Annotated in this window: 19 protein-coding genes and 1 pseudogene; 10 read left to right on the forward strand and 10 right to left on the reverse strand. The window is 64.8% G+C overall.

Going from position 1 to position 26,451, the window contains the following annotated elements:
* Positions 1 to 136: 136 nt before the first annotated feature.
* Together AC3A5N_RS08265 and AC3A5N_RS08270 are read left to right on the forward strand one after the other, a co-directional pair.
* Positions 137 to 3,169 carry a TonB-dependent receptor domain-containing protein gene (locus AC3A5N_RS08265; RefSeq protein WP_487736845.1) on the forward strand — a complete coding sequence of 1,011 codons (3,033 nt, stop codon included), beginning with the start codon at positions 137 to 139 and terminating at the stop codon, positions 3,167 to 3,169.
* Between the two features lie 10 nt (positions 3,170 to 3,179).
* The gene (locus tag AC3A5N_RS08270; protein WP_487736846.1) at positions 3,180 to 4,106 is read left to right on the forward strand and encodes a glycerophosphodiester phosphodiesterase; all 927 of its coding nucleotides are present in this window, start codon (positions 3,180 to 3,182) and stop codon (positions 4,104 to 4,106) included.
* Between the two features lie 389 nt (positions 4,107 to 4,495).
* On the opposite strand, the gene AC3A5N_RS08275 is transcribed toward AC3A5N_RS08270, so the two are convergent.
* The 4 genes from AC3A5N_RS08275 to AC3A5N_RS08290 all read right to left on the reverse strand — a co-directional run bounded on the left by AC3A5N_RS08275 (position 4,496) and on the right by AC3A5N_RS08290 (position 9,150).
* On the reverse strand, positions 4,496 to 6,076 hold the full coding sequence (locus AC3A5N_RS08275) for a hypothetical protein (protein ID WP_487736847.1): 1,581 nt from the start codon (positions 6,074 to 6,076) through the stop codon (positions 4,496 to 4,498).
* Between the two features lie 128 nt (positions 6,077 to 6,204).
* On the reverse strand, positions 6,205 to 7,245 hold the full coding sequence (locus AC3A5N_RS08280; protein ID WP_487736848.1) for a hypothetical protein: 1,041 nt from the start codon (positions 7,243 to 7,245) through the stop codon (positions 6,205 to 6,207).
* Entirely contained in the window at positions 7,245 to 8,141 is an 897-nt protein-coding gene (locus AC3A5N_RS08285; protein WP_487736849.1) for a hypothetical protein, read from the reverse strand. The genes AC3A5N_RS08280 and AC3A5N_RS08285 overlap by 1 nt, the downstream gene beginning before the upstream one ends.
* Positions 8,134 to 9,150: a glycosyltransferase family 2 protein gene (locus tag AC3A5N_RS08290; protein ID WP_487736850.1), complete on the reverse strand. Its 1,017-nt coding sequence runs from the start codon at positions 9,148 to 9,150 to the stop codon at positions 8,134 to 8,136. The genes AC3A5N_RS08285 and AC3A5N_RS08290 overlap by 8 nt, the downstream gene beginning before the upstream one ends.
* 466 nt (positions 9,151 to 9,616) lie before the next feature.
* On the opposite strand from AC3A5N_RS08290, the pseudogene AC3A5N_RS08295 reads away from it, so the two are divergent.
* Positions 9,617 to 9,997 (forward strand): annotated as a pseudogene (locus AC3A5N_RS08295) (zincin-like metallopeptidase domain-containing protein); the annotation flags it as partial.
* Between the two features lie 11 nt (positions 9,998 to 10,008).
* The gene (locus AC3A5N_RS08300; protein WP_487736851.1) at positions 10,009 to 10,269 is read left to right on the forward strand and encodes a sigma factor-like helix-turn-helix DNA-binding protein; all 261 of its coding nucleotides are present in this window, start codon (positions 10,009 to 10,011) and stop codon (positions 10,267 to 10,269) included.
* Here AC3A5N_RS08300 and AC3A5N_RS08305 read toward each other — a convergent pair.
* On the reverse strand, positions 10,209 to 10,880 hold the full coding sequence (locus AC3A5N_RS08305; RefSeq protein ID WP_487736852.1) for an alpha/beta hydrolase-fold protein: 672 nt from the start codon (positions 10,878 to 10,880) through the stop codon (positions 10,209 to 10,211). The two genes, AC3A5N_RS08300 and AC3A5N_RS08305, sit on opposite strands and share 61 nt — an antisense overlap.
* Entirely contained in the window at positions 10,877 to 12,895 is a 2,019-nt protein-coding gene (locus AC3A5N_RS08310) for a glycoside hydrolase family 97 protein (RefSeq protein ID WP_487736853.1), read from the reverse strand. The genes AC3A5N_RS08305 and AC3A5N_RS08310 overlap by 4 nt, the downstream gene beginning before the upstream one ends.
* A gap of 89 nt (positions 12,896 to 12,984) precedes the next feature.
* Between AC3A5N_RS08310 and AC3A5N_RS08315 the strand changes: the two genes are divergently transcribed.
* Positions 12,985 to 13,998 (forward strand): LacI family DNA-binding transcriptional regulator, encoded by a 1,014-nt coding sequence (locus AC3A5N_RS08315; RefSeq protein WP_487736854.1) that lies wholly within the window; start codon positions 12,985 to 12,987, stop codon positions 13,996 to 13,998.
* Positions 13,999 to 14,006: 8 nt separating this feature from the next.
* Here the strand turns inward: AC3A5N_RS08315 and AC3A5N_RS08320 are convergent, their stop codons facing one another.
* Together AC3A5N_RS08320 and AC3A5N_RS08325 are read right to left on the reverse strand one after the other, a co-directional pair.
* Complete coding sequence (locus tag AC3A5N_RS08320; protein WP_487736855.1) at positions 14,007 to 15,644, reverse strand: alpha-glucosidase family protein; 1,638 nt, start codon at positions 15,642 to 15,644, stop codon at positions 14,007 to 14,009.
* The gene (locus tag AC3A5N_RS08325) at positions 15,641 to 17,449 is read right to left on the reverse strand and encodes an alpha-amylase family glycosyl hydrolase (RefSeq protein WP_487736856.1); all 1,809 of its coding nucleotides are present in this window, start codon (positions 17,447 to 17,449) and stop codon (positions 15,641 to 15,643) included. The genes AC3A5N_RS08320 and AC3A5N_RS08325 overlap by 4 nt, the downstream gene beginning before the upstream one ends.
* 417 nt (positions 17,450 to 17,866) lie before the next feature.
* On the opposite strand from AC3A5N_RS08325, the gene AC3A5N_RS08330 reads away from it, so the two are divergent.
* From AC3A5N_RS08330 to AC3A5N_RS08350, 5 genes are all read left to right on the forward strand, one after another.
* A complete protein-coding gene (locus AC3A5N_RS08330) occupies positions 17,867 to 20,623 on the forward strand; it encodes a TonB-dependent receptor (RefSeq protein ID WP_487736857.1) in 2,757 nt (918 codons plus the stop codon).
* 114 nt (positions 20,624 to 20,737) lie between these two features.
* Positions 20,738 to 22,240 (forward strand): MFS transporter, encoded by a 1,503-nt coding sequence (locus AC3A5N_RS08335; RefSeq protein WP_487736858.1) that lies wholly within the window; start codon positions 20,738 to 20,740, stop codon positions 22,238 to 22,240.
* Between the two features lie 95 nt (positions 22,241 to 22,335).
* Positions 22,336 to 23,463, forward strand: coding sequence for an alcohol dehydrogenase catalytic domain-containing protein (locus AC3A5N_RS08340; RefSeq protein WP_487736859.1), 1,128 nt, complete (start codon positions 22,336 to 22,338; stop codon positions 23,461 to 23,463).
* A complete protein-coding gene (locus tag AC3A5N_RS08345) occupies positions 23,456 to 24,280 on the forward strand; it encodes an alpha/beta hydrolase (RefSeq protein ID WP_487736860.1) in 825 nt (274 codons plus the stop codon). Before AC3A5N_RS08340 ends, AC3A5N_RS08345 begins: the two co-directional genes overlap by 8 nt.
* A 331-nt stretch (positions 24,281 to 24,611) precedes the next feature.
* On the forward strand, positions 24,612 to 24,827 hold the full coding sequence (locus AC3A5N_RS08350; protein WP_487736861.1) for a DUF1289 domain-containing protein: 216 nt from the start codon (positions 24,612 to 24,614) through the stop codon (positions 24,825 to 24,827).
* On the opposite strand, the gene AC3A5N_RS08355 is transcribed toward AC3A5N_RS08350, so the two are convergent.
* Entirely contained in the window at positions 24,772 to 25,290 is a 519-nt protein-coding gene (locus AC3A5N_RS08355; RefSeq protein ID WP_487736862.1) for a GDYXXLXY domain-containing protein, read from the reverse strand. The genes AC3A5N_RS08350 and AC3A5N_RS08355 overlap by 56 nt on opposite strands.
* A complete protein-coding gene (locus AC3A5N_RS08360; RefSeq protein ID WP_487736863.1) occupies positions 25,287 to 26,438 on the reverse strand; it encodes a DUF2157 domain-containing protein in 1,152 nt (383 codons plus the stop codon). The genes AC3A5N_RS08355 and AC3A5N_RS08360 overlap by 4 nt, the downstream gene beginning before the upstream one ends.
* Positions 26,439 to 26,451: the final 13 nt, after the last annotated feature.

Here is a 26,451-nt window from a genome sequence, read left to right on the forward strand (position 1 = left end):
GCGACGGAAATCAATTTTCACCTCGTCTTTTTGGTGTGAAGCATCAAAGTTCAGGGGTTCGTAAATGCTACTTTCAACGTTCCGACACATCACCTCCGTTGTTGCGGTATCGACTGCAATCTGCGTTCCGGCGGTCGTGCACGCCCAAGCCCGCGATTTCAACGTGCCGGCGCAGGCGGCGTCGAGCGGAATCCGGCTGTTCGCGCAGCAGGCGGGCGTGCAGGTGCTCGTCGCCGGCCGCCATGCTGAGGGGCGGACAACCAACGCGCTCCGGGGCGAGATGGACGTGCGCGCTGCGCTCGACCGCCTGCTCGCGGGGACCGGGCTCACCGTGTCATCCTATGACGGCGAAGTTGCAATCCTTGCCGCGTCGGAGGAGGGCCGGACTGCGGAGAGCGGCGAGACCGCGATCGTGGTCACCGGCTCGCGTATCGCGCGGCCCGAACTGGAATCGGCCATGCCCGTCGGCGTGGTCGACATGGATCTGTCGGAGCGGCAGGGTGAAACCACGACGTATGAGGCGGTGCTGCGCGACGTCGCGGTGGGGCCGGGCAACGGGCCTTACAACAGCGCGCCCGAGGGGCAGTACGACGGCGGTATGGCGACGGTCGAGCTGCGCAACATGGGCGTCAGTCGCTCGCTCACGCTGGTGGATGGCCGCCGGCGCGTCTCCGGTGCTGCCTCCTCGTCTGCGGTCGACATCAACATGATCCCGGCCGCGATGATTGACCGGGTGGAGATCATCACCGGCGGTGCCGCCGCGGTCTACGGCGCGGACGCGGTTACCGGCGCGGTCAACGTGATCACGAAGACCGGATTCGAGGGGCTCGAGCTGTCCGCCACGGCCGGCACTTCGCAGCACGGCGGCGGCAGCAAGTACCAGGCCTCGATCGTCGCCGGCACGACCTTCGCCGACGACCGCGGCTCGATCATGATCGGCGGCACGTACCTGAAGAACGAGCCGATCTACTTCCACCAGCGCTATTCGAAGGACACGAACCTCAACTACACGGCCAACCCGGAGAACACCGGGCCCAACGACGGCATCCCCGACCGGATCGTCTATTATCACCGGACGAACTTCTACCTTCAGCCCAATCCCAACATCTGGGTGGGCGGCGACACCTATCTGCTCAACCCCGACGGCTCCGCCAGCATCGGCGTCTACGACGTCTGCTTCTCAAGCTGCAACTCGTCGCGTTCCGGCGGCGACGGCGGCATGCCGCAGAGCCAGTACTGGAGCGACTTTCTGATCGCTCCGATCGAGAATGCGTCGTTCATCGGCCGGTTCGACTACGAGATCGCCGACTGGCTCGAATACGGTTTCCGCTTCGATTACGGCCGGTCTGAATACGACGCCTATCGCCGGCCGTATCGCGACGACGACCGCGACATCTGGCTCAACGGCGCGGGCGGGGCGGTCGCCCATCTCGACAACCCCTATCTGCCGGACAGCTTCCGGCAGGTCATGGTCGAAAACGACCTGACGTCCACGCCGCTGCGCCGCAGCTATGAGATCTTCGGTCAGATGACCGACCGCAGCGAGCGCCAGAGCTTCACGGTTGTGAACACGCTGCGCGGCGAACTGCCCGGCGGATGGCGCTGGGAAGCCTTCGGCCAGTACGGTCGCAGCACGAACGAGATCACCGCCACCAACGTCCCGGTCGCCTCGCGCTTCGTCGCGGCACGCGATGTCATTGCCGATCCGCTGACCGGAACCCCGGTCTGCCGTGACGAGGAAGCACGAGCGGCCGGATGCGTGCCGTTCAACATCTTCAGCTTCGATCCGCTCAGCGCCGAACAGCGTGCCTGGATGATCGGCACCCGCCACAAGAAGCGCAAGAACACCCAGACCGTCGCCGGCGCCAATATCGCGGGCAGTCCGTTCGCTCTGCCGGCCGGGGAGGTTCAGGCCGTGCTCGGCGTCGAATATCGTAAGGATACGGTCGACAATTTCGATGACAACATGGCGGCGCCGCCTGAAAACGAACTGTCGCACCTCGGCGCCTGGGCGCCCTACGAACCTGCGCTGAAAGCTTCGAACGACGTTTCCGAGGCCTATGCCGAACTCGTCGTGCCGGTGCTGCGCGATACGCCCTTCGCCAACCGACTGACGCTGGAAGGCGCCTATCGCTACTCCGACTACAGCGACTTCGACTCCACCCACACCTGGAAAGTCGGCGGGATCTGGAGTCCGTTCGACGGTTTGACCTTCCGCGCCGTGCGGTCGCGAAGCGTGCGCGTGCCGAACTTCGGCGAGCTCTACGCCTCGCGCGCGGTGCAGGCGATCGGCCTGTCCGAGCCGTGCATGGAGATCAACTATGACGCGAACCCGACGCGCAGGCAGAACTGCGAGGCCCTGCTCGGCAGCGCCAGCCCGCTGCCGACGCAGATCTATACCGGGTTCGTCATCAGTGGCGGCAACACCGATCTGAAGCCCGAGGCTTCGAACAGCACCACCATCGGCGCCGTCCTGCAGCCGGCCTTCCTGCCCGGCTTCGACATGACGATCGACTACTGGAACATTAATCTGGAGAACATCATCACCGCCCTCGGGCGCAACGACGTGATGAACCTGTGCGTCGATCTGCCCTCGATCGACAACCAGTTCTGCGACCGTGTTGAACGCGACGAGAATGGCTACGGGATGCGGGTCGACACCAGCTACATCAACGCCTCGCTGTCGGACGCCAAGGGTATCGATCTGGGCGCGAACTACCGCTTCGATCTCGGCCAGGGGCGGATGAACCTGGGTCTGCGCGCGAGCTATCTGCTGAAGTACGAGACGACGACGCTGCCGGGCATCGCGTCCAGCGTAATCGTCTACGACGGCGGTTATCAGAACCCGCGTTTCCGCGGCAACCTGTTCACCAGCTACACCATCGGCGACTGGGACATCGGCCTGGAAACCCGGTTCTGGAGCGCCGCGAAGATCATCGCCAACGCGAAGTCGGGCGAAGAATACGACAACAACCACGTCGGCGCGCGTGTCTACAACGATCTCACGATCGGATGGAACGTGAACGAGAACGCCACGCTGCGGGTGGGCATCAACAACCTGTTCGATATCGAGCCGCCCTACGCGCCGAGGACCTACTATCAGGGCGGAGGCGGCGTCTACGACGTCTACGGCCGCTACTTCTTCGCCAACGTCAACTTCAAGCTCTGAGGGGGTGGCCATGACAACCGCGCGTAAGCTACGGCCCATCCGCCGACTGACGATCACCCTGCTGGCCGCGGCCATGATCCTGCCGGACACCGCGAGCCTGGCAGCCGACGAGGGAGAGAGCGCCGCGACGGACGGACGAGGCGATCGGCCGATGGTTATCGCACACCGGGGCGGGGCGCTGCTCCGCCCGGAAAACACCCTGTCGGCGTTCCGCCATGCGCACGATCTCGGCGCCGAGATCCTCGAATTCGATACGCTCATGACGGCCGACGACCAAGTCGCCGTCTATCACGATCCTACGATCAACCCGGATTTCTGCAGGTCTGACGAAGGTGCGGTCGCTGCACCACGGCCGGTCCGCGCCATGACGCTGGCGGAAGTGCGGCAACTCGACTGCGGCTCGGGCGTGCGGCCGATCTACGAGGGGCCCAGATACATGACCGTGGCCGGCGCACGGGTGCCGACGCTCGACGAGGTATTCGGCGCTTTCCGCGATACCGGCGCCATGTTTTTCGCGGAGACCAAAGTGCCCAAAAGCATGGACGGCGTTGTGGATGTTGATCCCGTCCTCTTTGCCGCGCGGCTGAACGACGCCGTGGTGAAGTACGGCCTTGAGGACAAGGTCATCCTCCAGTCCTTCGACTATCGCACGATCGATGCGCTGCACGACATCAACCCGCGCATCCGCACCTGCCTGCTCGGCGCACATCGCCACACGGACGACTATCTCGCGCTTCTGCGCCAGCACAATGCCTCCTGCATCGTTCTGGGAACCGACCGGGTGAGGCCAGCCCAGCTTCGCGAACTGCAGCAGGCCGGCATTCTCGTGTATTCGGATGTGGTCGATAGCGCGGAGGAGTGGCAGCGCTACGCCGAGCTGGGGTTCGACGCAATCTTCACCAACGATCCGGCGGGGGCGATCGCCTATCTGGAATAGCGGAGTGGGGAAGGTATCCGTCCGCCTGGCCGTTCCGTCTAGAAATTCTAGCTGACCATCAGAAAGCGTGACGTCCGCAACCAGCCCGAACTGAGTTGGCCTGCACAGCGGCATTAAGGACGCTTCTTTGTGAACGTACGGCCGATTCCGACGGTCAAGCGAAGCACCGCGAATGTCGGCTTTGTCGGCGGCTCTGGCCACTCCACCTACGTCCGACCGGGATGATAGCATTCGGAAGGCCGGGACTGAAATTTGCCTGTCCGGACACGACGCGAGGCTGGTCGGCAGCTTCGCGCCCTGATTGTCGCCGTTCAGGGCACCGATTCTCGCTCCCCAAAGCGGCCATTCCCGCGTGAGGATCGGAGCCGCTCCCAACCAATGTCCTCGTGCTAAAAGCCCAAATACGCCGGACCTTCGGGGAAGGCTCTGCTTGGGCGCGGCCCTGCGTCGGCCCATCGCATTGTCACCACCTGGGGCAATTGCGAAGCGAGATCGGCATTGCCACGTTCAAGCCTAACCTCTTGTCCCGGTTGCATTTCTACCCCATCGATCGTTACCGGAAACCCGGCCTCGATACGGTATCGTCCGGGAACGGCAATCATGACCGCGCGCGCCCGCGGCTTTGCCTTAATGGTCTTGCCGGCTACCCAGACCTTGCCCAAGTGCGGAATGTAATTATCGCGCAGCAAGGCACGATCTTCGGGAAAGAGACGCGCATGAAGGCGCGCCGTCGGCGGCTCCCCCACAGCTTCCTCCAGCGTAGGGCTGTTAAGCACGAGCAGCGGCACGGGCTGTTTCGCCAGGATTTCACCGAATATCGGCGTTTCGGCGGCGCGATAGTTCCGCAGCCCCCAGGTTGACATGAAAATGCCCGCACGCGGGAAGCTCGCGATCATCCCATTGCGGTCGATCGCCGACACTGGCCGATTGAACGTGCCGTGCACAGCGTTGAGGATAGCCTGTTGCATCTCCTGATCGTGGCCACGCACACGGTTCCAGTTAAAGGCCGCCGACACAACGAGCGCGACGGCAAGCGCCAGCATCAGCTTTGCCGAAGCTCCGCGTTTTTGGATAGCATATCCGATGAGCAACATTGTCGGTGGCAGGATGAAGGCGAAAAAATATGGATAGGCGTTGCGGTAAACCATCAGACACGCCGCCGTTCCCGCCATGAGCAACAGGGTGGCTGCCCGCCATTTTTCGTCCCTGTTTTCATGGAATAACGCGCCCAGCGCCAGTCCGGCACCTGCGATCCACAGCGCCGTCTGCAGCGGATCCTGCAACATATGCCGCACAATTTCCTTCGCCCGCGGAAAAAGGGCGGTGTCGAGCAGCGTGACGCTGGCGGCGTTCGACAGCATTCCCGCCGATCGGGCGCTGGTGGCTATCGCCAAGGCGTCTTGATGAAGCAAATAGGCGACCACACATGTCGCCAGCGACGCGAAGGCAACCGCTGCCCAGCGAGTGACCACCGTGATCCGATCGGGCGCGCTCCTTAGCTGCGAGAAAAAGAACGACAGGAAGGCAGGTGCGTAGAACACGACCTTGACGGTGACGAGCAACGCCAGCGCCGGTGCGGCGATCGCGATGCAATTGGCAAGCGGTGACCGCCGGGCCTGTGCCATCGCCACCAGACCGGACATGATCAGGAATGCCGCTAGCGGATCGGCGCGAAAACTCGCGCCATGGATCACGACGTTGCCGGAGGCGGCGTAGGCAAGCACTACGAGCAGCGCCACCGGCACGCTGAAGAAGCTCCGTGAAAGGCCATAGAGTAACGCCGCGGTTCCGCATTGAAACGCCAGCATGACCACCCGCCCCACCTCGACTTGCAGGATTTCATCGCCGGACGATCGCAGCAGCGGCGCGAACAGGTGGACGTGGACGGTCTGGAGCGCGAGCCCGAGCTCGCCGCGTGCATATTCGTGGACAAGCGCGAGATAATTGAACTCGTCCCAGTTGATCTCCATCGTCCAGATGAGATGAAATTGAAAAGCCAGGCAAATGGCGATCGAAGCGAGCAGTATCCTGCAAAGCGCACGTTCACCCGGCGCGCGGAGCTCTGTTCGCGGAGCAGTTATCGGGGGCGCGATAGCGGTCATGGGGCGCGTTGCCGCGCATGTCGGTCAACCGCTGCGACGATGTAATTCGACAGGTTCGCACGCCCGTTGAGATAGTCAGCCAAATTTCGCCTGGCCGATGCTACGGTGTCGTCACTCAGCAACCTGTCGACTTCGGCAAGCAGTCCACTCTCGCCCGGCTGGCACAGGGCGGCAATGAGCCCGTGGCGTGCCAGTTGGCGCGTGGTTCCGGGATGATCGGCGCCATCGTAAATTGCCGGAACCCCCAGAAATGCGGCCTCATGGGCCATCGTCGCGCTTTCTCCCACATAGAGACGACAATGCGCCATCACATGGTGAACGGCATTCTTTGCGCCGGCGAAACGATAACCGTCGAATTCGCTCGGCAGTTCGCGCTCGCTAGATATGTGGACCTTTCCGCGCTCCGCTAATATGGCGACCAGCGCTTTGAGCGTGCCGTCGTCCCAACCGCTTTTTCCCATATCGTGATTGGCCCGCCAATTCACCGTACGGATGAAGAAATTGGGCCGACCCGGATCCCAGCCGTTCCTGCGGGCGATATCGGGATCGGGCCGAAAGTTATCGGGATGGAAATATGAGAGTTCCTTGACCGCGGCAAAGCGCGTCGTCCGCCCGTGCGGTACCGGCCCCGCATAGCTCTCAGGCACGTAAAGATGCGTGATGAAGGGCCAGGTGAGGCGCGTTTGCAGACTGGCAGTGTCGGCAGCATAAAAGCTGATTGCTGGAATGCCGCATAACTTGCCGATATGCGAAATCGCAACACCGCCGAAGCCGATCATCAGATCGGGCTTGTTGGCTCGCATATGGCGCAGTAGCGCCAGTTCCCGGCGTGCCAGTTCGAAGGCAAGCCCGGCGACCCCGGTCCCAGCCCGCGAAAGGATCGTGTGGGCCAACGCGAATTCATCGAGGAGCTCGCATGCCACGTCCTTTTCGCGTGAGACGATGTCCACCTCGTCCCCGCGCGCAATCATTTGGCGAATGGGAGCCCGAAAGAACAGCACATCGGCGGGATGGACGATTTCCACCAGGACGCGCATCAGGCGGCTTTCACGTTGGCGGCGGGCTGTCTTGCCCGGTGGATCAGGAGATGGATCCCCGAAACAAAAGCACTACCGGCAAGGCCCAATAGCCTGTTGATCCCGATTGCCAGAAATGCGGCGGCAGGTGGCGCACCGACAAGGCCGGCCATGGATGCGCCGATACCTTCCGCTATGCCCAGGCCGGACGGTACGATCGCGATGCCATTGCCTACCACACCGGCCAGCGTGAATATCGCACTGTCTCCCAAAGTGGCTAATTGTCCGATCGCGTGGAAGCAAAAGCACAGGCGTACAACAAGCAAGCCTAGTATCGCGCCGCGGACCAACAGAAACCCGATGGCAGTGGCAAGATTGGCGCGCCTTGCGATCCACCCGGCGATCGCGAGTGACGCCAGCGTGCCGACAATAAGCGTGATCGTGCCAATGCGCTCCGGCATGAGCGCCAGGCCGACGCATGCCGTGGCCATGGCTAGCCACAGCAGGCCAGCGGCAGCGAGTATCGTACCGCTTTCCATCCATGCCGCGCCCTGGCCGACCAGCGCCTTGGCCCGCAACGCCAACCCTGCGGGCACCGGCAGGATGTTGGCGATCGTCGCGGCGGCGGAAAATGCGAAGGCTTTCCCGATCGGCATCGCTCGCCCTGTGGCGCGCGCGCACAAAGCGAGTTCGGACGCATTGGCGAGCATCGCAAAAGGCACAATAGCCGCGGCTAGTGCCAGCCAGCCCAAGCGTATTTCGTGCGGTTGGAGATCGAGGTGTGTGGCCGAATAGACGAAAAAGCCTACGAAAGCGGCTAGCGCGGTGAGGATGATCGGAGTGCGATTGCTTTCGGCAAAGCGCCGGACCGAGGCGCGAAGTGCAAACAGCAGAGCCAGCAGCGCAGTGCTAGCCATCGGTCCCGTCGCGCCGGATCGGCATTTCGGTTTCGATTGAATCAAGGCTGGCATCAAGGCCCTGCTCTCGCAAGCGATCGTCGATTGCGTGCAAGCGCTCCAGGGTATGCTCGAGCAGTACGCGATTGCGGCCGACCAGGTCGGCAACGGCGCCGAGTATGATTGACAGGATGCCGAGCACGATGAGCGCGCCGCCGATGACGAGCGACTGAACATGCCCCTCGCCATCGCCAATCGCGTAGAAATAGAGGAAACGCAGGATCGGAAGGGCTCCCATGAAGGCGGCGATCCCGCCAATCAGCATGAAGCTCTTCAGGGGATTGTACATCGCATAGGCGCGCACCATCGTCGATCCCGTGCTGCTGATGAAATGCGGGATTGAGCGGAACAGCCGTGACGGCCGAACCGCGCCGTTGGTGCGCACCGGCACCGATACGATCGCCATTTGCTTGCGCCCTGCCTGGATCAGCATCTCGGTGGTGTAGGAAAAGGTCGCGGTGATGTTGATTCGCTGCGCCGCATCCCGGCTCATCGCGCGAAAGCCGCTCACCGCATCGGCGACGTCGGTTCTGGAAAGCCAGCGAACCGTGGCGCTTCCAATACTTTGCAAGCGGCGTTTCAGCAGCCCGAAATGCGCATTGTCTGCCACGCTGCGATCGCCGATCGCGATATCGGCACGGCCGGAAACTATCGCTGCGACCAGAGCCGGGATATCCCGTCCGTCGTATTGATGATCGGCGTCGGTATTCACGATGATGTCCGCGCCCACGCTCAAGGCGCGGTCGATGCCCGAACGGAAGGCAGCCGCGAGCCCGCGATTGGTGCGGTGGCGAACGATATGATCGACGCCGAAGCGCCGGGCCACCTCGCTGGTGTTGTCGCTGCTGCCATCGTCGATGACGAGAACTTCGATGCAATCGATCCCGTCGATACGCCTGGGAAGCGCAACCAGCGTGTCAGGCAGGTTCTCTGCTTCGTTGAAGCACGGGATCTGGATGATCAGTTTCAAGTGGCTCTCGCCTGTTCGCAGTGGACTTACGCCGCAGCACGCGGCGTCTCAGCGGGGAGCTTTTGGGGCCATCGTGGTTAACGTGCCGTATAAAGCTGCTCCTCGTAGCGTTGATAGGGTTGCGGTGAAGCTGAATTTGAACTCGGCACCAGCAAATGTGTCCGAAATCGAAATTGCTCCTGATTGGGATAACTTGTGCAGTGATCGGCAGCTATCGACCACCGCCTTGCAGAAACCAGCCAGTCCACAAGCGGCCCCCAAGGCGTCATAACTTGGCGCGTGAATGAACGGTAGGTTTCGACGTTCCAATTAAGCGCCGCGAACGTCGGCTTTGTTGGCGACAGCCGCAAGCCTTGTGGCGCTCAGCCGTCCGCCACGATCGAATGTTCAAGGCGCACGTCGTCGAGCAGCCGCTCAATCGCGGCTCGCTGCGCATCTGTGCCGCTTAGTCTGAAATCCCAATTGCATCGGTGGGGGTGAGGCCTACTATTCGCCGGTCGGCGATTATGTCGCGGTGCCGCCGCCGCAGGCGTTCCATGCACCGATCGATTGGCACCGCACGGCGCTGCACGAACTTGGGCGTTGGAGCGGGCACACGAGCAGACTGAACCGCGATCAGACCGGGCGGTTCGGCAGCAGCGCCTATGCACGCGAGGAGCTGGTCGCGGAGTTGGCCAGCGCCTTTGCCTGTGCTTCGCTGTCGATCGAGCCGACCGTACGCCATTCGGACTACATCGGCAGCTGGCTGGCCGTGCTGCGTGAGGACGAGAAGGCGATCTTTCGTGCAGCCAGCGCTGCGAGCAAGGCCGCCGACTACCTGCTCGCCTTTGCACCGGAGGCAGGATGATGCCCGAAGGGATGAGCCGAGAAGAAGGGATCGAGCGCGTGAACCGCGCGCTGCGGCGCATGACGAACCGGCAGCGCGAGGTATACCTCGCCGTGCGGATCGATGATGCCGACTACCGCGACATCGCTGCGCAGCTGGGTATCACCACCAGGCAGGTCGAACGCGAGTTTGCCGCTGCGATCCGCCAGGTCGGGCGGGCACTTCGTGAGCGTCATCCGGAGCCATGGTGGCGGCGCTGGTTGCGCTGCCTCGGCGAGAACCTCCGTTGGTGAACTTCCAGCCTCGCCGGCCACGGCCGGCGAGGCTGTGCTAAGCGGCATCCTGCCGCTAGGGTGAGGGAGCCATGAAGACCAGCCTCGACCATCTGCCCGAACAGCAGCAGCAGGAGCTCGGCCGCATCCGCGAGATCCTGCTCGAGGAGTTCGAGAAGGCGATCGCCAACGCCACGTCTCCGCACAAGCGGAATGGCAAGGTCTACAAGATTGTCCTGTTCGGCTCCTATGCGCGGCAGCGCGGCGAAGACCTCGGCGGGCATATATTCGAGAAGCCGCTTGGGCGTGTTCCAGACGCCGACGACGATCGCGGGCCGCGCTTGTCCGGCCTCGACGAGCCGCGAAAGCGCTTCGTCCACGCCCCATTCGCCTTTGTCCCCCGCGATGGCGGGGTCGAACAGGTTCTGCCCGTCGTGCATGTAGAGCACGGGATAGCGCGCGCTCGATCCATCGTAGCCCTCGGGAAGCCAGATCGTGACGCCGCGCGGATCGACATGGGCGGACGGCAAGGCGTCGTAGCGGATCAGGCGGCCCGGACCCGCGCCCTCAGCCGCCGCTACCGCCGGCGCGAAGGCCAGCAGCAGGGCGGTGACGATGGCGACGAGCTTCATTCCGCGACGAAGCGGATCGCCTGTCCGCCGCCGGAGGCGAGCCGCAGGGTCAGGGCGTCGCCCGCGCCGACCTCGCGCTCCTCGATGACGATATCGTGGCCGTTGGTCTTCCAGTCGGCATCGGGGCCGTCGCGGTAGATCTGCGCGGTATAGGTGTGACCCGGTTCGAGGAAGTCGAGCGTGACCGTCAGCTCGCGCGCCTCCTCGTTGGTGACGGCGCCGAGATACCAGTCCTCGCTGTTCCGGTCCTTGCGGGCGAAGGTCACGTAATCGCCGATCTCGCCATTGAGCACGCGGCTGTCGGCCCAGTCGACCGGCACGTCCTTGATGAACTGGAACGCCGGCATGTGCTTTTCGTAATTCTCGGGCAGGTCGGCCGCCATCTGGATCGGGCTATAAATGACCACGTAGAGCGCGAGCTGGCGGGCGATGGTCGACTGCAGCTTCTGGCCGCGTCCCTGGAGGCTGAGAACGCCGGGGGTGTAGTCCATCGGCCCCGACAGCATGCGGGTGAAGACCAGTTCGGGCACATGTGCGGGGTCGTTCGGCGGATCGCCCCAGGCGTTGTATTCCATGCCCCGGGCGCCCTCGCGCGAGACCCAGTTGGGATAAGTGCGGCGCAGGCCGGTATCCTTGATCGGCTCGTGCGGATTGATCGTGATGTGCCGCTCGGCCGCTTCCTTCACGACCTTCAGGTGATGGTTCGACATCAACTGGCCATCGTGCCACTCGAAGCGGATCTCGCCGTCCGGGCCGAGCGCCTGGATGCCGCCGGTATCGGCAACATAGCCGGTCTTGATCGCGTCGACGCCGAGCCGCGCATATAGGTCGAGCGCGTCCTGGAGCTGGCTTTCGTAGTTGGCGACGTGGCCGGAGGTTTCGTGGTGGCCGATCAGCCGCACACCCTTCTCGCGGGCATAGGCGGCCAGTTCCTCGATATCGAAATCGGGATAGGGCTCGGTGAAGCTGAACACCGCGCCGTTGTTGTACCAGTCGCCGTCCCAGCCTTGATTCCAGCCTTCGACGAGAACTCCGCGGAAGCCGTGCTCGGCCGCGAAATCGATGTAGCGCTTGACGTTCTCGGTGTTGGCGCCGTGCTTCGGGCCGGAACCCCAGGTCTCCGTCTCGAGATGCATGCCCCACCAGACGCCGACATACTTGAAGGGCTCGACCCATGAGACGTCGCCCAGCTTGTTCGGCTCGTTGAGGTTGAGGATCAGGTCGGATTCGGCGAGGCCGCCGGCCGTCTCCGAAATCTGGATCGTCCGCCAGGGCGTGTGGAACGGCGCGGTGCGGCTGACCTTCGGGCCGTGGGAGGAGGGGGCGAGCTCGGCGCGGAATCGGCGGCCCTCGACCCTGCGGAGCCACATTCCGGAATAATCCACCAGCGCCGCCTCGTGGAACGAGATGTGCAGCCCGTCCTCGGTGCGGATCTTGATCGGCGTATGCGCCTGCGTCACCTCGTTCAGCGGCGTTTCGTGGTAGAGATATTCGTAACGGTTCCACTCGCCCGCCGGGATCCACCACGCGGTGGCCGGATCGGCGATCACGAACTCCGTCAGCTCCTCGGCAATGTCGACCGTCTCGGGCGAGGCCTGCTCCGGGAATTCGTAGCGGAAGCCGACCCCGTCGTCATAGACGCGGAAAACCACGTCCAGACTCCGCTTGTCCTGCGCCCGTTCGGTCAGGCGGACGCGCAGCTCGTTGTAATGGTTGCCGACGAAACGGCGCTCGCCCCAGGGCTGTTCCCAGGTCTCGTCGAAGCTGCGCGTCCAGGTGCCGCCGAGCTCGAAATAGCGGTCGAGCTTCTTGGCGTCGGTGAAGAGGAACCCGAGGCGCGACGGCTCAATCACGGCTTCACCATTGCGCTCCACCGAGTAAGTGGCGTGGCCCGCGGGGTTGATGTCGATCTCCACGGTCAGCACCTCGCCGGGTGAACTGACCTCGGCCACGACCTCGGCATAGGCGGGCGCGGCGGAAAGGAAGGCGATGAGGGCAATCAGGCGTCCAAACATGGCTCGGCTCCCTGCAAAATCCGGGTTGCAAAATCCGCGCGACGCTGCGCAATTCGGCTTATGAAAATGTTTGTGGCAAAATTTGCATAATGGCCGGACGCAGCACGAGGCTGGAGGATATCGCCAAGCTGGCAGGAGTGTCGATCTCCACCGCCAGCCGGGCTCTCAACGACAGCCCTTCGGTCAATGCGCGCACCAAGCAGCTCATCTGGAAGCTGGCGCGCGAGCATGACTACCCGTTCCGCCGCTACATGCCGGCAGGTCCGATCGGCGCGAACGGCACCATCGCCATCATCATTCCGCGCCCGCAGGGGCGGGAAGGGCAGATCGACGACCCGTTCTTTCTCGAGTTGTTCGCTGGCGTCAGCGATGCCGCCCGCGCTCGCGGCTGCGACGTGCTGGTCAGCCATTTCACGCCGACCAGCTTCGACGATCTTTCGAAGGCGATGAACACCAGCCGGGCCGACGGCGCGGTCTTCCTCGGTCAGAGCACGCTGCACCACTCGCTGAACCGGCTGATGGAGCGCGACGACCGCTTCGTCGTCTGGGGGGCCAAGCTTCCGGACCAACAATACTGCTCCGTCGGGAGCGACAATCTGGTGGGCGGCCGTCGCGCCACGATGCACCTGATCCGCCTGGGTCGCCGGCGCATCATCTTTCTCGGCGACAGCGAGGCGCCGGAGGTCACGCAGCGGCTGCGCGGCTATCTCGAGGCCCTGGATCAGGCCGGGCTGCCGCAGGATCGGGCGCTGATGGTGCCCGCCCATTTCACGGTCGAGTCCTCCGAAGCGACCGTCGATGCGCTGATCAGCCGCGGGCTCGACTTCGACGGCATCGTGGCCGCGAGCGACCTGATCGCGCTCGGCGCGATACGCGCGCTTCAGCGGGCGGGGCGCGACGTTCCGGGCGACGTGTCGGTCGTCGGCTACGACGACGTGCCGTTCGCCCGCTACAGCCGCCCCGCGCTCACCACCGTATCGCAGGACACTGCGCGCGCGGGCCGCCTGCTCGTGTCCAAGCTGCTCGATTCGAGCAGCGTCGGCGACATGCGGTCGGAGCGCATGCCGACCGATCTGATCGTGCGGGAATCCTGCGGCGGCTGACGCGCCGGTCATACCACCCGCTGCGCCACCAAGCCGGAGAGCGGCGGCATCGCTCCATCGGCCTCACCGCCCGTGCGTTCGATGACATGCCAGCCCTCAGGCAAGGTCCATTGCACTGGCTCGTCCGCGAGGTTGAAGACGCACAGCAGGCGCTCGCTGTCGTCGCTGCGCTCGAAGGCGAGCAAGGGACGCGGAACGGCGACCGGACGGAAATCTCCGACCTTCAGGGCTGAGTGGCGTTTGCGGAACGTCACCAGGCGACGCGTAAGGTTGAGGATGGAGTCCGCCCGCGCTTCCTGTCGGTCTACCGCCAGGGGCACGTGCTCCGGATCGACCGGAAGCCACGGCTCGACGGCCGAAAAGCCGGCGTGCAGCGCGTCACCCGTCCAGGGCATGGGGGTGCGGGCGCCGTCGCGGCCCTGCCCGTTCGGCCAGTTGGCAATCGCCTCGGGATCCTGGAGGCGTTCGAAGGGAACCTCGGCCTGGGGCAGGCCCAGTTCCTCGCCCTGATAGAGGAACACGTTCCCGCGCAGCGTCAGCAATAGCAGCAGAAGTAAGCGGGCAAGGGCGTCGCGGTCCCGTGCGGCGAGCCAGCGGGATACGCCGCGGGGAGCGTCGTGGTTGGAGAAGGCCCAGCTCGGCCATCCCTCGCCCTCGTCTCCTGGCCAGAGGCCGATCGTCCGCTCGATCAGTTCCGGCGTCAGGGTCTTCTCGTAGAGGAAGTTGAAGCCGTAAGCGCTGTTCAGCCGACCCGGCCCTTGCGTGAACAGCTTCATCTCCCGGTCCGCCTGCTCGCCGCCGACTTCGGCCACGGTGAACAAGTCGGCGCCGTAGCCGTCGATGACCTTGCGCAGCCGGGTCAGGAACTCGGGGATGTCCGGGTGCGACTGGTTATGGAAATGATGCTGCCGGTCGAAGGGGCGCGCCCGTTCCGGCGCGTTCTCGACCGGCGGATTGTCGGTCAGCGCAGGGTCGTGCATCAGGAAGTTGAGCGCATCGAGCCGGAAGCCGTCGACCCCGCGGTCGAGCCAGAAGCGGGCGGTCTGGAGCAGGGCTTCCTGCACCCCCGGATTGTGGACGTTGAGGTCCGGCTGCGACGGCAAGAAATTGTGCAGGTAATACTGGCCGCGGCGTTCGTCCCACGTCCAGCTCGATCCGTGGAAGACCGACTGCCAGTTGTTGGGCGGAGATCCGTCCGCTTTCGCTTCGGCCCAGACGTACCAGTCCGCCTTGGGATTGTCGCGGCTGGACCGGCTCTCCGCGAACCAGGCGTGGTGGTCCGAGGTATGGCAGTAGACCTGATCGACCAGAACCTTGAGGCCGAGTTCGTGCGCGCAGGCGAGCATCCGATCGAAATCCGCGAGAGTCCCGAAGATCGGATCGACGTCGCAATAATCGGCGATGTCGTAGCCGAAGTCCTTCATCGGCGAGGTGAAGAACGGCGACAGCCAGATCGCGTCGACCCCGAGCGAGGCGATGTGATCCAGCCGTTCGGTGATGCCGGGCAGGTCGCCGATCCCGTCGCCGTTCGAATCCGCGAAGCTGCGCGGGTAGATCTGGTAGACCACGGCGCCTTTCCACCAGGGCCTGACCTCCGCCGATGTCGGCGCCACAGCGTCGAGAATCTGCTGCTGTCCGCTGATCATTGTGCGGCCTCCGACTTGCAAACGAGGTATTCGAGCGGCGCGAGCTCCACGCGATAGCTTCCGGGCGCAGTCACGGTCGCGGCGCACTGGCCATGCAGCGACGTCCAGGCGAGGGAACCCGCGTCAACCTGCACCTGCGCGGTGATCGGCTTGGCGCTCGTGTTGAACACGGCCAGCGTCTCGCCCCGCGTGCCGGCGATATCGCGGGAGAAGGCGAAGATCCCCGGCTCGTCGCCATAGGCGCGGATAATCTGGTCGCCGGAACGCAGCGCCGGATCGGAGCCGCGCACTTTCGCCATGCCGGCAATGGCTTCGTAGAGCGGGTGACGCATGTCGAAGTTCGCCTCGGCCGTCGTGGCATCGGTGCCGACGAGGTCGTTGTCGTTATAAGTCGCGACCCGGCTCGGGAACATGTCGGCACGCGCGTCCTGATCGCCGCCGTCGCCGACGAAGCCCTGTTCGTCGCCATAATAGATCACCGGCACGCCGCGCGAGAAGAACATCAGCGCGTGGCCGAGGATCACGCGCTTCAGCACTTCCTCGTCGGTAGCTTCGGGGTGCGCCTCGCGCACGAAGCGGGCGAAACGGCCCATGTCGTGATTGCCGAGGAAAGTCGGCAGGCGCTTCGCCGCATCGGCCCCGCCTTCATAGAGCGCATCCGCAGTAAAGAGCCGAGCGAGGCCGGCCGTCGGCGCGCCTTTCGCCACAACCTCGGTCACGGTCGACTGGAACGCGAAGTCGAGCACGCTTGGAAAGCCGTCGACGCGGGTGAAGCGGGCCAGCGCTCCGGGATCGCCGTCGTAGACTTCGCCGAAGATATGGAAGTTGGGAATGCCGCGCGCCTCGGCTCGCTCCAGCATGGCGGGCACGAAGGCTTGCCAGAATTCCGGATTTACGTGCCGCGCGGTGTCGATGCGGAAGCCGTCGATGCCGAAATCGTCGATCCAGGTGCCGAAGATGTCGATGAAGCCCTGCACGACGTGCGGGTTTTCGGTGAAGAGATCGTCCAGCCCCGCAAAATCGCCGAAGGTCGAGCTCTCGCCGCTGAAGGTCGTGTCGCCGCGGTTGTGGTAATAGATCGGGTCGTTGAGCCAGGCCGGGACCTTCACGTCCTCTTCGCCCTCCGGCACGTAAGGCGTGTAGGCGTGATCGGTGCTGGTCAGCCTGGCGAAATTCTCTTCCGTCTGCTCCTCGACGCCCGAGAAACCCTGGTTGATCCGCTGGCCTCCGGCATCACCGCGCGTCGAATAGGGATAGTCCGCGTGGCTGCGATAGGCGCAGTCGTTCTGCGGACATTCCCGGTACTTGATGACGTCGGCGGTGTGATTGGTGATGATGTCGAGGTAGACCTTCATGTCCCGGGCATGGGCCGCATCGACAAACCGCTTCATATCCTCGCGCGTCCCGAAATGCGGGTCGACCTGCGTGAAATCGGTAATCCAGTAGCCGTGGTAGCCGGAGGATTCGTTGCCGGGCGAACCCTGGACCGGCTTGTTCTTGTAGATCGGACCGAGCCAGATGGCCGTCGCGCCGAGCGACTGGATATAGTCCAGCCGCTCCGTCAGCCCGGCGAGATCGCCGCCATGATAGAAGCCCTTGTGAGCCGGGTCGAAGCCGTGGTCGAGCCGCTCGCCGCCGATGCCGCCGCGGTCGTTCGTCTCGTCGCCGTTTGCGAAGCGATCGGGCAGGACGAAGTAGACGACCTCCTCTTCCGGGGGGCGGTCGCGAAAGGACTCGGCTGCTAGCGGTGCCGCGGCGAGCGCGGCCAGTCCGGCGCTGAACATCAGCCTCTGAATCGACCCCATTTTCGCCCTCTCCCTCGTCCGTGCATGTTGCTTAAAGGGAACAGCGCCCCTCTTTTGCAAATGTTTGCAGAGGTGAGGCGGCGCGTCAAGCGTCTCGTTAGATGCTGTGGTTGGTTTTATAATAAATTGATTTTCAAAGATAATATTAACAGTCGCGTTTCCGAGTTTCTGAGGTTGGTAGGGCCAAGCGAATTTTGAGCTTGCACTGATGTCATAAATTTGCACTAATTTGTGAAATCGGAAGGCGTGTGAAAAGAGCGCGCGCCCCGGACGCAAAAAAGCTCGACCTGAGGTCGGCAGTGGAGAGACGAGGCAGCCCATTTCTCACCCTTGTGCGCCGGTCCGGCGCCGAATGGCTGCTTGGAGGCAAAGATCGTGCGGGTGGGGTGCCCGGCCGGTATTGGAGGGGTAGATAAAATGACGAATTTCATCGACATGCGGAAGCTGTTGCTGCGCGGCACGGCCATGTTCGCCTTGGCGGCGGCCGGCGCCGCTCCGGCCTTCGCGCAGGATGACGCCGCCGCCGACCAGCAGGACGAGCAAACCGACGAGCAGGCCGCGGGCGATGTCATCGTCGTCTCCGGCTATCGGGCTGCGCTCGCCGAATCGATCGCGACCAAGCGCGAGATGGACGTCATCGTCGAGTCGATCTCTGCCGAGGATATCGGAAAGCTCCCCGACAACAGCATCGCCGAGGCGATCGCCCGCCTTCCGGGCCTCACCGCGCAGCGCATCGACGGCCGCGCGCAGGCGATCAGTATTCGCGGCCTTGCGCCGGACTTCTCGACCACCCTGCTCAACGGGCGGGAACAGGTCACGACCGGCGACAACCGCGGCATCGAATTCGATCAGTACCCGTCCGAACTGATCGGGCGCGTCGATGTCTACAAGACCCCCCATTCCGGCCTGATCGGACAGGGCCTGTCGGGCACGGTCGACCTGCGCACCATCCGCCCGCTCGAATACGGGCGCCGGGCGCTCAGCGTCAGCGCGCGGGGCGAGAAGGTTTCGCTGGGCGAGTTGAATTCGGGCTCCACCGACACCGGCTATCGTGTCAGCGGGACGTATATCGACCAGTTCGCCAACGACACGATCGGCGTCATGTTGGGCGCCGCCCACATGGTCTCGCCGAGCCAGATCGAGCGTTACAACAGCTGGGGCTATCCGACTGTCAGCGACGGCGGTCCCCTCGTCATCGGGGGCTCCAAGCCCTACGTGCAATCGAACGAGCTCACCCGCACTGGCGCGATCGGCTCGATCGAATTCCAGCCCAGCAGCAACTTCAACACGCGCATCGATGCGTACTACTCGAAGTTCAAGGACGACCAGATCCTGCGCGGGATCGAGCTTCCGCTCCTCTGGGGCGGCCTCGCGCTGCAGCCGGGCTATACGGTCGAGGACGGCCTGGTCACCGAAGGCACCTTCGCCGGCGTCAAGGGCCTCGTCCGCAACGATGCGAACACGCGCGACTCCGATCTATATTCGTTCGGCTGGAATGCGGAATACGAAACCGGACGCTGGACGCTGGTGGGCGATGTCAGCTACTCGCGCGTCGACCGCACGGATACGATCCTCGAAACGTATTCCGGTACATCGCGCGGCGCAGGTAGCGGTCCCTACGACACCATCGGCTTCACGTTCGACCCCGAGGGCTTCTACCGCTTCGATACCGATCTCGACTACAGCGATCCCGGCCTGATCCAGCTCACCAGCCCGCAAGGCTGGGGCGCCGACATCGTCCCCGGCGGCCAGGACGGCTACCTCAACATGCCGAGCATCAAGGACGAGATCACCGCCTTCCGCGGCAGCGCCAATTACGCGCTCGGCGGCGGCATCGACAGCATCGAGGTCGGCGCCAACTTCACGATGCGCTCCAAGAGCTACACGCCGGACGAGTTCTTCCTGAGCCTCGCGGCCAACGTTGCCGATCCGGATCACAACACCAGCGTTCCCATTCCGCAGGACGCGCTGCTCGATCCGACCGAGCTCGCCTATCTCGGCATTCCGGGAATGGTCGCCTACGATCCGATCAAGCTGATCGACAGCGGCATCTACGACCTCATCCGCAACACCAACAACGACGTCGGCGTCAAAGGCTGGTCCGTCAACGAGGACGTGCTGACGGGCTGGGTGAAGGCGAACATCGACCAGCCGGTCGGCGATAACGGCTCGCTTACCGGCAACATCGGGCTGCAGGTCGTCTACACCGATCAGAGCTCGGAGGGCTTCGCGAACGGCAACATCGCGGTGAACGAGGGCTCGAAGTACACCGAACTCCTGCCGAGCATGAACCTCTCGTTCCGATTCGACGATTCGAACGTGCTCCGCTTCGGCCTGGCGCGCACACTCGCACGGCCGCGGATGGAGCAGATGAAGGCCTCGTTCAACTTCGGCACGACGGACGCGTTCTACAACTCGACCGACCCGACCAATTCATTCTTCAGCGGCGACGGCGGCAACCCGAACGCACGGCCGTGGATCGCGGATTCGGTCGATATCTCGTACGAACACTATTTCAGCCCGGAGGCCTATGTCGCCGTGGCGGGGTTCTACAAGTACCTCGAGACCTACATCTACAATCAGAACATCCTCTACGACTTCACCGGCTTCGATTACACGCCGCCGCCGGGTGAAGGGCCGGAGCCGGGGACCTTCCTCGGCCGTGTGAATGCGCCGGCCAATGGCTCGGGCGGCACGATCTACGGGCTCGAGCTTTCCGGGACCCTGCCGTTCACCCTGTTCACCGGGGCACTCGAAGGCTTCGGGGTGGTGGGCAGCTATTCCTATACGGAAAGCAGCATCCAGCCGGACCCGAACAACCCGTCGCAGCCGCTGCCGGGCCTGTCGAAGCACGTGGCGAACGGAACGGTCTATTTCGAGAAGAGCGGCTTCTCCGCACGCGCGAGCGTTCGGCACCGTTCCAAGTTCCTGGCCGAAGTGGTCGGTTTCGGCGTGTCGCGCGTGAACCGCACGGCCAAGGGCGAAACGATCATCGATGCCCAGATCGGCTACGAGTTCCAGGACGGGCCGTTGGAAGGTCTCGGCATTCTGCTGCAGGGCCAGAACCTGACGGACGAGCCGTTCATCACGTACGAGAACGGCGATCTGCGCCGGGTCATCGACTATCAACGCTACGGCCGTCGCTACCTGCTCGGCCTGAGCTACAAGTTCTGATCGTGGCACCGGCTGCGATCTGAAGCGACTAACCGGAAAGAGCGGTGCGAGAGCGCCGCTCTTTTCCTATGGATTGTCCGATCCGGAATGCCGGACGGTTTTGAGGAGGCATGGATGGACAAGCCGAAGCTCGGCTTCTGGCAGCTCTGGAATATTTCGTTCGGCTTCTTCGGAATCCAGATCGGCTTTGCGCTGCAGGGCGCCAATGTCAGCCGGATATTCCAGACCCTTGGCGCCTCGATCGACGACTTGCCGATCCTGTGGATCGCAGGGCCGGTCACCGGTCTCCTCGTTCAGCCCGTCGTCGGCTATCTGAGCGACCGGACATGGACCCGGCTCGGCCGCCGCCGGCCCTACTTCCTGGCGGGCGCGATCCTTAGCACGGCGGCGCTTTTCTGGTTTCCGCATGCAGGCGCCCTGTGGGTCGCGGCGGGGCTTCTGTGGCTGCTCGACGCCTCGATCAATATCTCGATGGAGCCGTTCCGGGCCTTCGTCGGCGACATGCTCGGGCGTGCGCAGCGCACCGCCGGCTATGCCTTCCAGACCGTGTTCATCGGGGCCGGCGCCGTCGTCGCCTCGGTCGCGCCGATCGTCATCACGCAATATCTCGGCGTCGCCAACACGGCGCCCGAAGGAGTGATCCCGCCCTCGGTTCGCTACGCTTTCTACGCCGGCGGCGCGGCCCTCTTCCTCGCCGTCCTCTGGACGGTGGTTTCGACCAAGGAATATTCCCCCGACGAGCTGGAGCGTCAGGGCGGCTACCAGCGCATCAGCGGCCCTGTGGGGCATGACGATCTCACCGTGCCGAAGGGCGGGGTATGGTGGCTACTGGCCGGCGTTCTGGTCTTCGCACTGGTGTCCTTGTTCGATCTCGACAATCCGCTCTACATTCTCGGCGGCGGCTTCGCCGCGTTCGGCCTGGCACAGATCGTCAGCGCGGCCCGGGTCAAACGGCGCGCGAGGGTAGGGGCGCTGTCGGAGATCCTGAGCGATCTTCACTCGATGTCGCCGGTGATGAAGCGGTTGGCGGTGGTTCAGTTCTTCTCCTGGTTCGCGCTCTTCATCATGTGGATCTACGCGACGCCCGTGGTGACGCAGCACCAGTTCGGCGCCTCCGACCCGACCAGCCAGGCTTACAACGATGGTGCCGACTGGGTGGGCGTGCTTTTCGCGGTCTACAACGGCGTTGCTGCCCTCTACGCATTCGTGCTGCCCTGGATCGCCGCGCGCGTCGGGCGGCCCGCGACGCACATGGTGAATCTCGCGGCCGGAGCGGCGGGCTATCTCTCGTTCCTGTTCATCAGCGACCCGGACCTGCTGATCGTCTCTATGATCGGCGTTGGCATCGCCTGGGCATCGATCCTCACCATGCCCTACGCGATCCTGTGCGATGCGCTGCCGCAGAACAAGCTCGGCATCTACATGGGACTGTTCAACATCTTCATCGTGCTGCCGCAGCTCCTCGTCTCGACCGTGATGGGCAGTATTTCGAGCACGTTCTTCCCCGGCGCGCCCGTCTGGTCGATGCCGATCGCCGCCGCGTTCATGCTGGCCGCGGCCGTCGTTGCCGCCGGTCTGCCGCGGCACACGGAACCCCATGGCGGCGGATCGGCCTAGGACCGTTCCGCCAGTTCGGCCGATGACAGTTTTCCGCCGCCATCGCGACAGGGTGCGTGACTGACGTCGGGCGTCGCGGCCGCTAGTCTTCGCCGATGTCGACGTCGCCACCGCCTTCGCCGCGCACGGCCCTCGCCGCGATTGCGGACGGGGCGGGCGCGTTCGTCATAGAACCGGTCGAAGTTCGCGCACCGGCGGAGGACGAGGTGCGCGTGCGGCTGAAGGCGGCCGGCGTCTGCCATACCGATCATGCGTCGCTGCATTGGCCCGGCCCGCTGGTCATGGGCCATGAAGGCGCGGGCGTGATCGAGGCGGTTGGCGACGCCGTCACGGGCTTCGTGGTTGGCCAGCCGGTCCTGCTCAACTGGGCGATACCCTGCGGGCGCTGTGCGCAATGCGCCCGCGGCAATGCTCCGCTCTGCGAACGGACGCTGGCGCGGGACGTATCGCTGGGGACGAGTGCGGCCGGCCTTGGCCACACCCTCTGGAACCGGCGCGCGATCGAGCGCTCGTTCAATCTCGGCACGTTCGCCGAGTACGCGCTCGTCCGCCCCGAGGCACTGACCCCGCTTCCTTCCGAGCTGCCTCTGGCGCAGGCCTGCATTCTCGGCTGCGGCGTGATGACGGGCGTGGGATCGGCAATCAACATTGCCGAAGTGCAGCCGGGGGAGAGCGTCGCCGTGCTGGGATGCGGCGGCGTCGGTCTCAGTGTGATTCAGGGTGCGCGCCTGGCCGGCGCCGGGCGGATCATCGCGGTCGATCTCCATCCGGCGAAGCTCGACCGTGCGCGGGAGCTCGGCGCCACCGACTGCCTCCTCGCCTCGCGCGACGACGCCGGCCACCGGGCGCTGATTGAGGCCGTGATTGCCATGACCGGAGAGCGCGGCGCCGATCACGCTTTCGAGGCGACCGGGCAGGCCGCGCTTTCCTTCCTGCCGCTGCGCCTCGCGCGCGATGGCGGCAACGCGCTGCAACTCAGCGGCTCGCACGGAGAGGTTACGGTTCCTATGCCGTGGTTCCAGTGGAACAAGCGCTATCTCACGCCGCTCTACGGCGGCTGCGTTCCGGACCGGGATTTCCCCCGCCTCATCGACTGGGCATTGTCCGGAGCGCTCGAGCTCGCATCGATGGTCGATGCCACCTATCGCCTGCACGAGCTGGGAGCGGCGCTGGAGGATATGCTCGCCGGCCGAACCACGAAGGGAGTCGTGCTGTTTGACTGACCGGCCGTCTTTCCGAACGATCGAGTGTTCTGATCCCGCGCTGACGGAGCCGGGCTTCACCTTCGTGACCGTCTCCAGCCCGGCGCTCGGGCACCGCGCGGATGTTACGCTCTATGCGCCGCCCGGCGCGGAGGGCGCCGCGGACCTGCCGATCGTCGTCCTGCTCCACGGCGTCTACGGCTCTCATTGGGCATGGGCGTTCAAGGGGGCGGCGCATCGAACCCTGGTCGAGCTGGTCGCCTCAGAAGCCGTACCTCCGATGGTGCTCGCCATGCCCTCCGACGGATTGTGGCGCGACGGATCGGGCTATGTCCCGCACCGCGACCGGGACTTCGAGCGCTGGATAGTGGACGAGGTCCCGCTGGCCGCCCGATTGGCGGTGCCCGCCTCCAGCGAACACTCGCCGCTGCTGATCGCGGGGCTCAGCATGGGCGGCTTCGCGGCGCTTCGCCTTCTCGGTAAGTATCCCGAACGCTTCCGAGCCGCGTCAGCGCACTCGGCCATCACAGAGGCGAGCCAGCTCGACACGCTCATAGCGCCCGGATCGCGCCGGGATTGGAGCACGAATGCTGCCGACACGAGTGTCCTAGCCGCCCTTCGCAGCGCATCGGCACCGCTGCCGCCGTTCCGCTTCGACTGCGGGCGGGACGACGATCTCCTCCCGGCAAACCGAGCCCTGCACACGGCCCTTGCCGCAGCGGGCGTCACCCACGACTACGCTGAGCATGAAGGCGGCCACGACTGGCCCTACTGGCGCCGCCATCTGACGGACACGCTGCTGTTCTTCGGCGAGGTCCTTCGGGGATCGAACGCCTGACGCAGCTCGCGCCGGAGCTTCGAACACGAAGGGCAGCTCGCCCGCACGGAAGGCGCACAGGTCGCATGCGCGCGCCGCAGGATAGCAGTGGTCGAAAACGAAGACGTAGGCGCTCTGCCCCGCGGCTGCCTCCCTTGCGGACGATGCGTCCCGTCGCCCAGCCACGGGCGATCGCCAGCATCGACTGGTCTATCCGGTCGGATGGATAGAGCCTGAGGAGCGCCACCGCCAGACCGCCGTGCGAGGCCTTCGTTGCTTTGCGGCACGGGAGGCGCGTCCGGCGCACGAGAACGCCTTTGCAATTGCCCGGCTGCTCCGCGATCGCGCGGCGATGGCTGACGAGATCGCCTCCCCCTGCCGTAACGTCTGCCGCGTCTCCGCAGCAGGTGACCTGTGCGAAGGGTGTGGGCGAACGCTTGAGGAGATCGGCCGCTGGGCGGCGGCAAGCGACGCGGAAAAGAGGCGAATCGTCGCGGCCGCGCGCGAGCGACTTACGGGGTTGGGTCGACCGGGGCCCCGGGGACGGCCGGGCGAGGGCGGAACGTGATATCGAGCGGGGTCAGGTGCCCGTCCTTGCGTACGCGGATACGGACGATGCCCTGCAGCTTGGGATCCGCGAGCTGACGCTGAAGCGTAGCCGCGCGTTCCTGCGAGACATAGAGGCGGCCGCTTGCCAGTCCGCCTTCGGGGTCGTTCCATCCGCCGCTCGCCCGGACGGGGTGCTCGCAGGGCTTGCCGCCGGGCAGATGCGCGCGCGCCAGATTGGGGGCTTGCCCCTCGAGACACAGCATCGGCTCGCTCGTGAGGTCGGCCGACCCGCCTTCGAGACCCGGCCAATCGTAGGTGTAGATCACGTAGTGGCCGCGCAGCAGGTCGCGCGGGTCGTAGCCACCGATCGGTACGAGCCATTCAGTGCCCTGCTGTGCCGTTCGGTGCGTCGTTGCCCAGCTCGCGGCGAGGCCGGCGAGCGGGAGCGCCAGGGTCAGGACCAGAGCGAGGCGGCGGTTCATGGCGCGCTTTCCTCAGGTGGAGCGAGCCGGCGCGAGACGCGTACCGCGATCCACGCCACGGCGAGGATCAGCAGCCCGGCAACGATCAGCCCAGCACCGCTGGTCAGCAGATCGCTTGCAAGCTCGAAGCTGAGGATCACCAGCCGCACCGCGATCACGGCGACGGCGAGCTGGAAGATCCGCCGCCATCCCGCGTGGAGTGCCGCAAGCGCGACGCCGACCCACAGCGCCATGAACAGGATTGCGCCGCCCAGCATGCTCCCGTCGACAAGATGGGCGGCGAGCAGCACGAGCGCTGCCCCGCCGATGACGCAAGCCGCGGCGCGTCCCGAGGTGCTGCGCCTGGCGGCGAAAACCAGAGCCGCTGCACCGAGGCCGATGGCGGCCTGCACGATCTGCGTCGCGAACGCGAGGAAGCGCTCGGTGTCGCGGTCGAAGTCGTCGAGACCGCTGGCGGCTGCGATCAGCGAGGCGCAGCCCAGCGCATAGGCGAAGCCGAGCTGTTCGAGGCGGCGCCAGAAATCGATCCGCGTGCTGCGCCCGCGCATCCAGGCGCCCAGCGGTGCGAGCAGCACGGGCAGTGCGGTCGCAAGGCCCATGACGAGCGCGGGGCGTTCCCCCCGGTCGAAACCGAACAGCGGCCGCGTCGGGTCCGCAAAATCCCAGCAGGCGTAGGCGAGCACGACGGCGAGCAGCGCTGCGGTAAGCCAGCTCGCTCCGCGCAGCAGGATCACCGGCGCGAACAGCGCCAGCCACAGGGCAAGCGGCTGCCACAGCGGCGAGCTCGTCTGATAGACCTGGCCCAGATGCCCGAAGAAGGTGAGCCCGAGCACGGCAAACACGAACAGCAGCGCCTCATGTGCCCACGGCCGCTGCGACAGCAGCCCCTCGCCCCGCCACCAGAGCGCGGCGGCAAGCACCGCCAGCAGTGCGAAATGGACCGCGAGCCGCACCGTTCCCGGTATCGCCTCCCAGTTGGCGGCCACGACCGAGACGAGACCGAGCCCGATCGCCAGCGCGCCGATCCCAACCACGGCCCACAGCGCGAGGGGCCGCGAATGCTCCGCTTCGTAGGCGCGGATCGACGCTGTCGTTCCGGCGTCGATCAGCCCGGCCTCTTGCCAGGCGGTGAGTTTGCGTTCGATCATTCGGAAGCGACGC

The organism is Pelagerythrobacter sp. Soil_C_18, from assembly GCF_057657235.1.

Coding starts and splice junctions, on each gene's coding strand:
- AC3A5N_RS08360 (WP_487736863.1), bottom strand. CDS start 26,438: ATGATCGAACGCAAACTCACCGCCTGGCAAGAGGCCGGGCTGATCGAC.
- AC3A5N_RS08325 (WP_487736856.1), bottom strand. CDS start 17,449: ATGGGGTCGATTCAGAGGCTGATGTTCAGCGCCGGACTGGCCGCGCTC.
- AC3A5N_RS08320 (WP_487736855.1), bottom strand. CDS start 15,644: ATGATCAGCGGACAGCAGCAGATTCTCGACGCTGTGGCGCCGACATCG.
- AC3A5N_RS08300 (WP_487736851.1), top strand. CDS start 10,009: ATGAGCCGAGAAGAAGGGATCGAGCGCGTGAACCGCGCGCTGCGGCGC.
- AC3A5N_RS08275 (WP_487736847.1), bottom strand. CDS start 6,076: ATGGAGATCAACTGGGACGAGTTCAATTATCTCGCGCTTGTCCACGAA.
- AC3A5N_RS08315 (WP_487736854.1), top strand. CDS start 12,985: ATGGCCGGACGCAGCACGAGGCTGGAGGATATCGCCAAGCTGGCAGGA.
- AC3A5N_RS08335 (WP_487736858.1), top strand. CDS start 20,738: ATGGACAAGCCGAAGCTCGGCTTCTGGCAGCTCTGGAATATTTCGTTC.
- AC3A5N_RS08330 (WP_487736857.1), top strand. CDS start 17,867: ATGACGAATTTCATCGACATGCGGAAGCTGTTGCTGCGCGGCACGGCC.
- AC3A5N_RS08280 (WP_487736848.1), bottom strand. CDS start 7,245: ATGCGCGTCCTGGTGGAAATCGTCCATCCCGCCGATGTGCTGTTCTTT.
- AC3A5N_RS08270 (WP_487736846.1), top strand. CDS start 3,180: ATGACAACCGCGCGTAAGCTACGGCCCATCCGCCGACTGACGATCACC.
- AC3A5N_RS08310 (WP_487736853.1), bottom strand. CDS start 12,895: ATGTTTGGACGCCTGATTGCCCTCATCGCCTTCCTTTCCGCCGCGCCC.
- AC3A5N_RS08340 (WP_487736859.1), top strand. CDS start 22,336: ATGTCGACGTCGCCACCGCCTTCGCCGCGCACGGCCCTCGCCGCGATT.
- AC3A5N_RS08350 (WP_487736861.1), top strand. CDS start 24,612: ATGGCTGACGAGATCGCCTCCCCCTGCCGTAACGTCTGCCGCGTCTCC.
- AC3A5N_RS08355 (WP_487736862.1), bottom strand. CDS start 25,290: ATGAACCGCCGCCTCGCTCTGGTCCTGACCCTGGCGCTCCCGCTCGCC.
- AC3A5N_RS08305 (WP_487736852.1), bottom strand. CDS start 10,880: ATGAAGCTCGTCGCCATCGTCACCGCCCTGCTGCTGGCCTTCGCGCCG.
- AC3A5N_RS08285 (WP_487736849.1), bottom strand. CDS start 8,141: ATGGCTAGCACTGCGCTGCTGGCTCTGCTGTTTGCACTTCGCGCCTCG.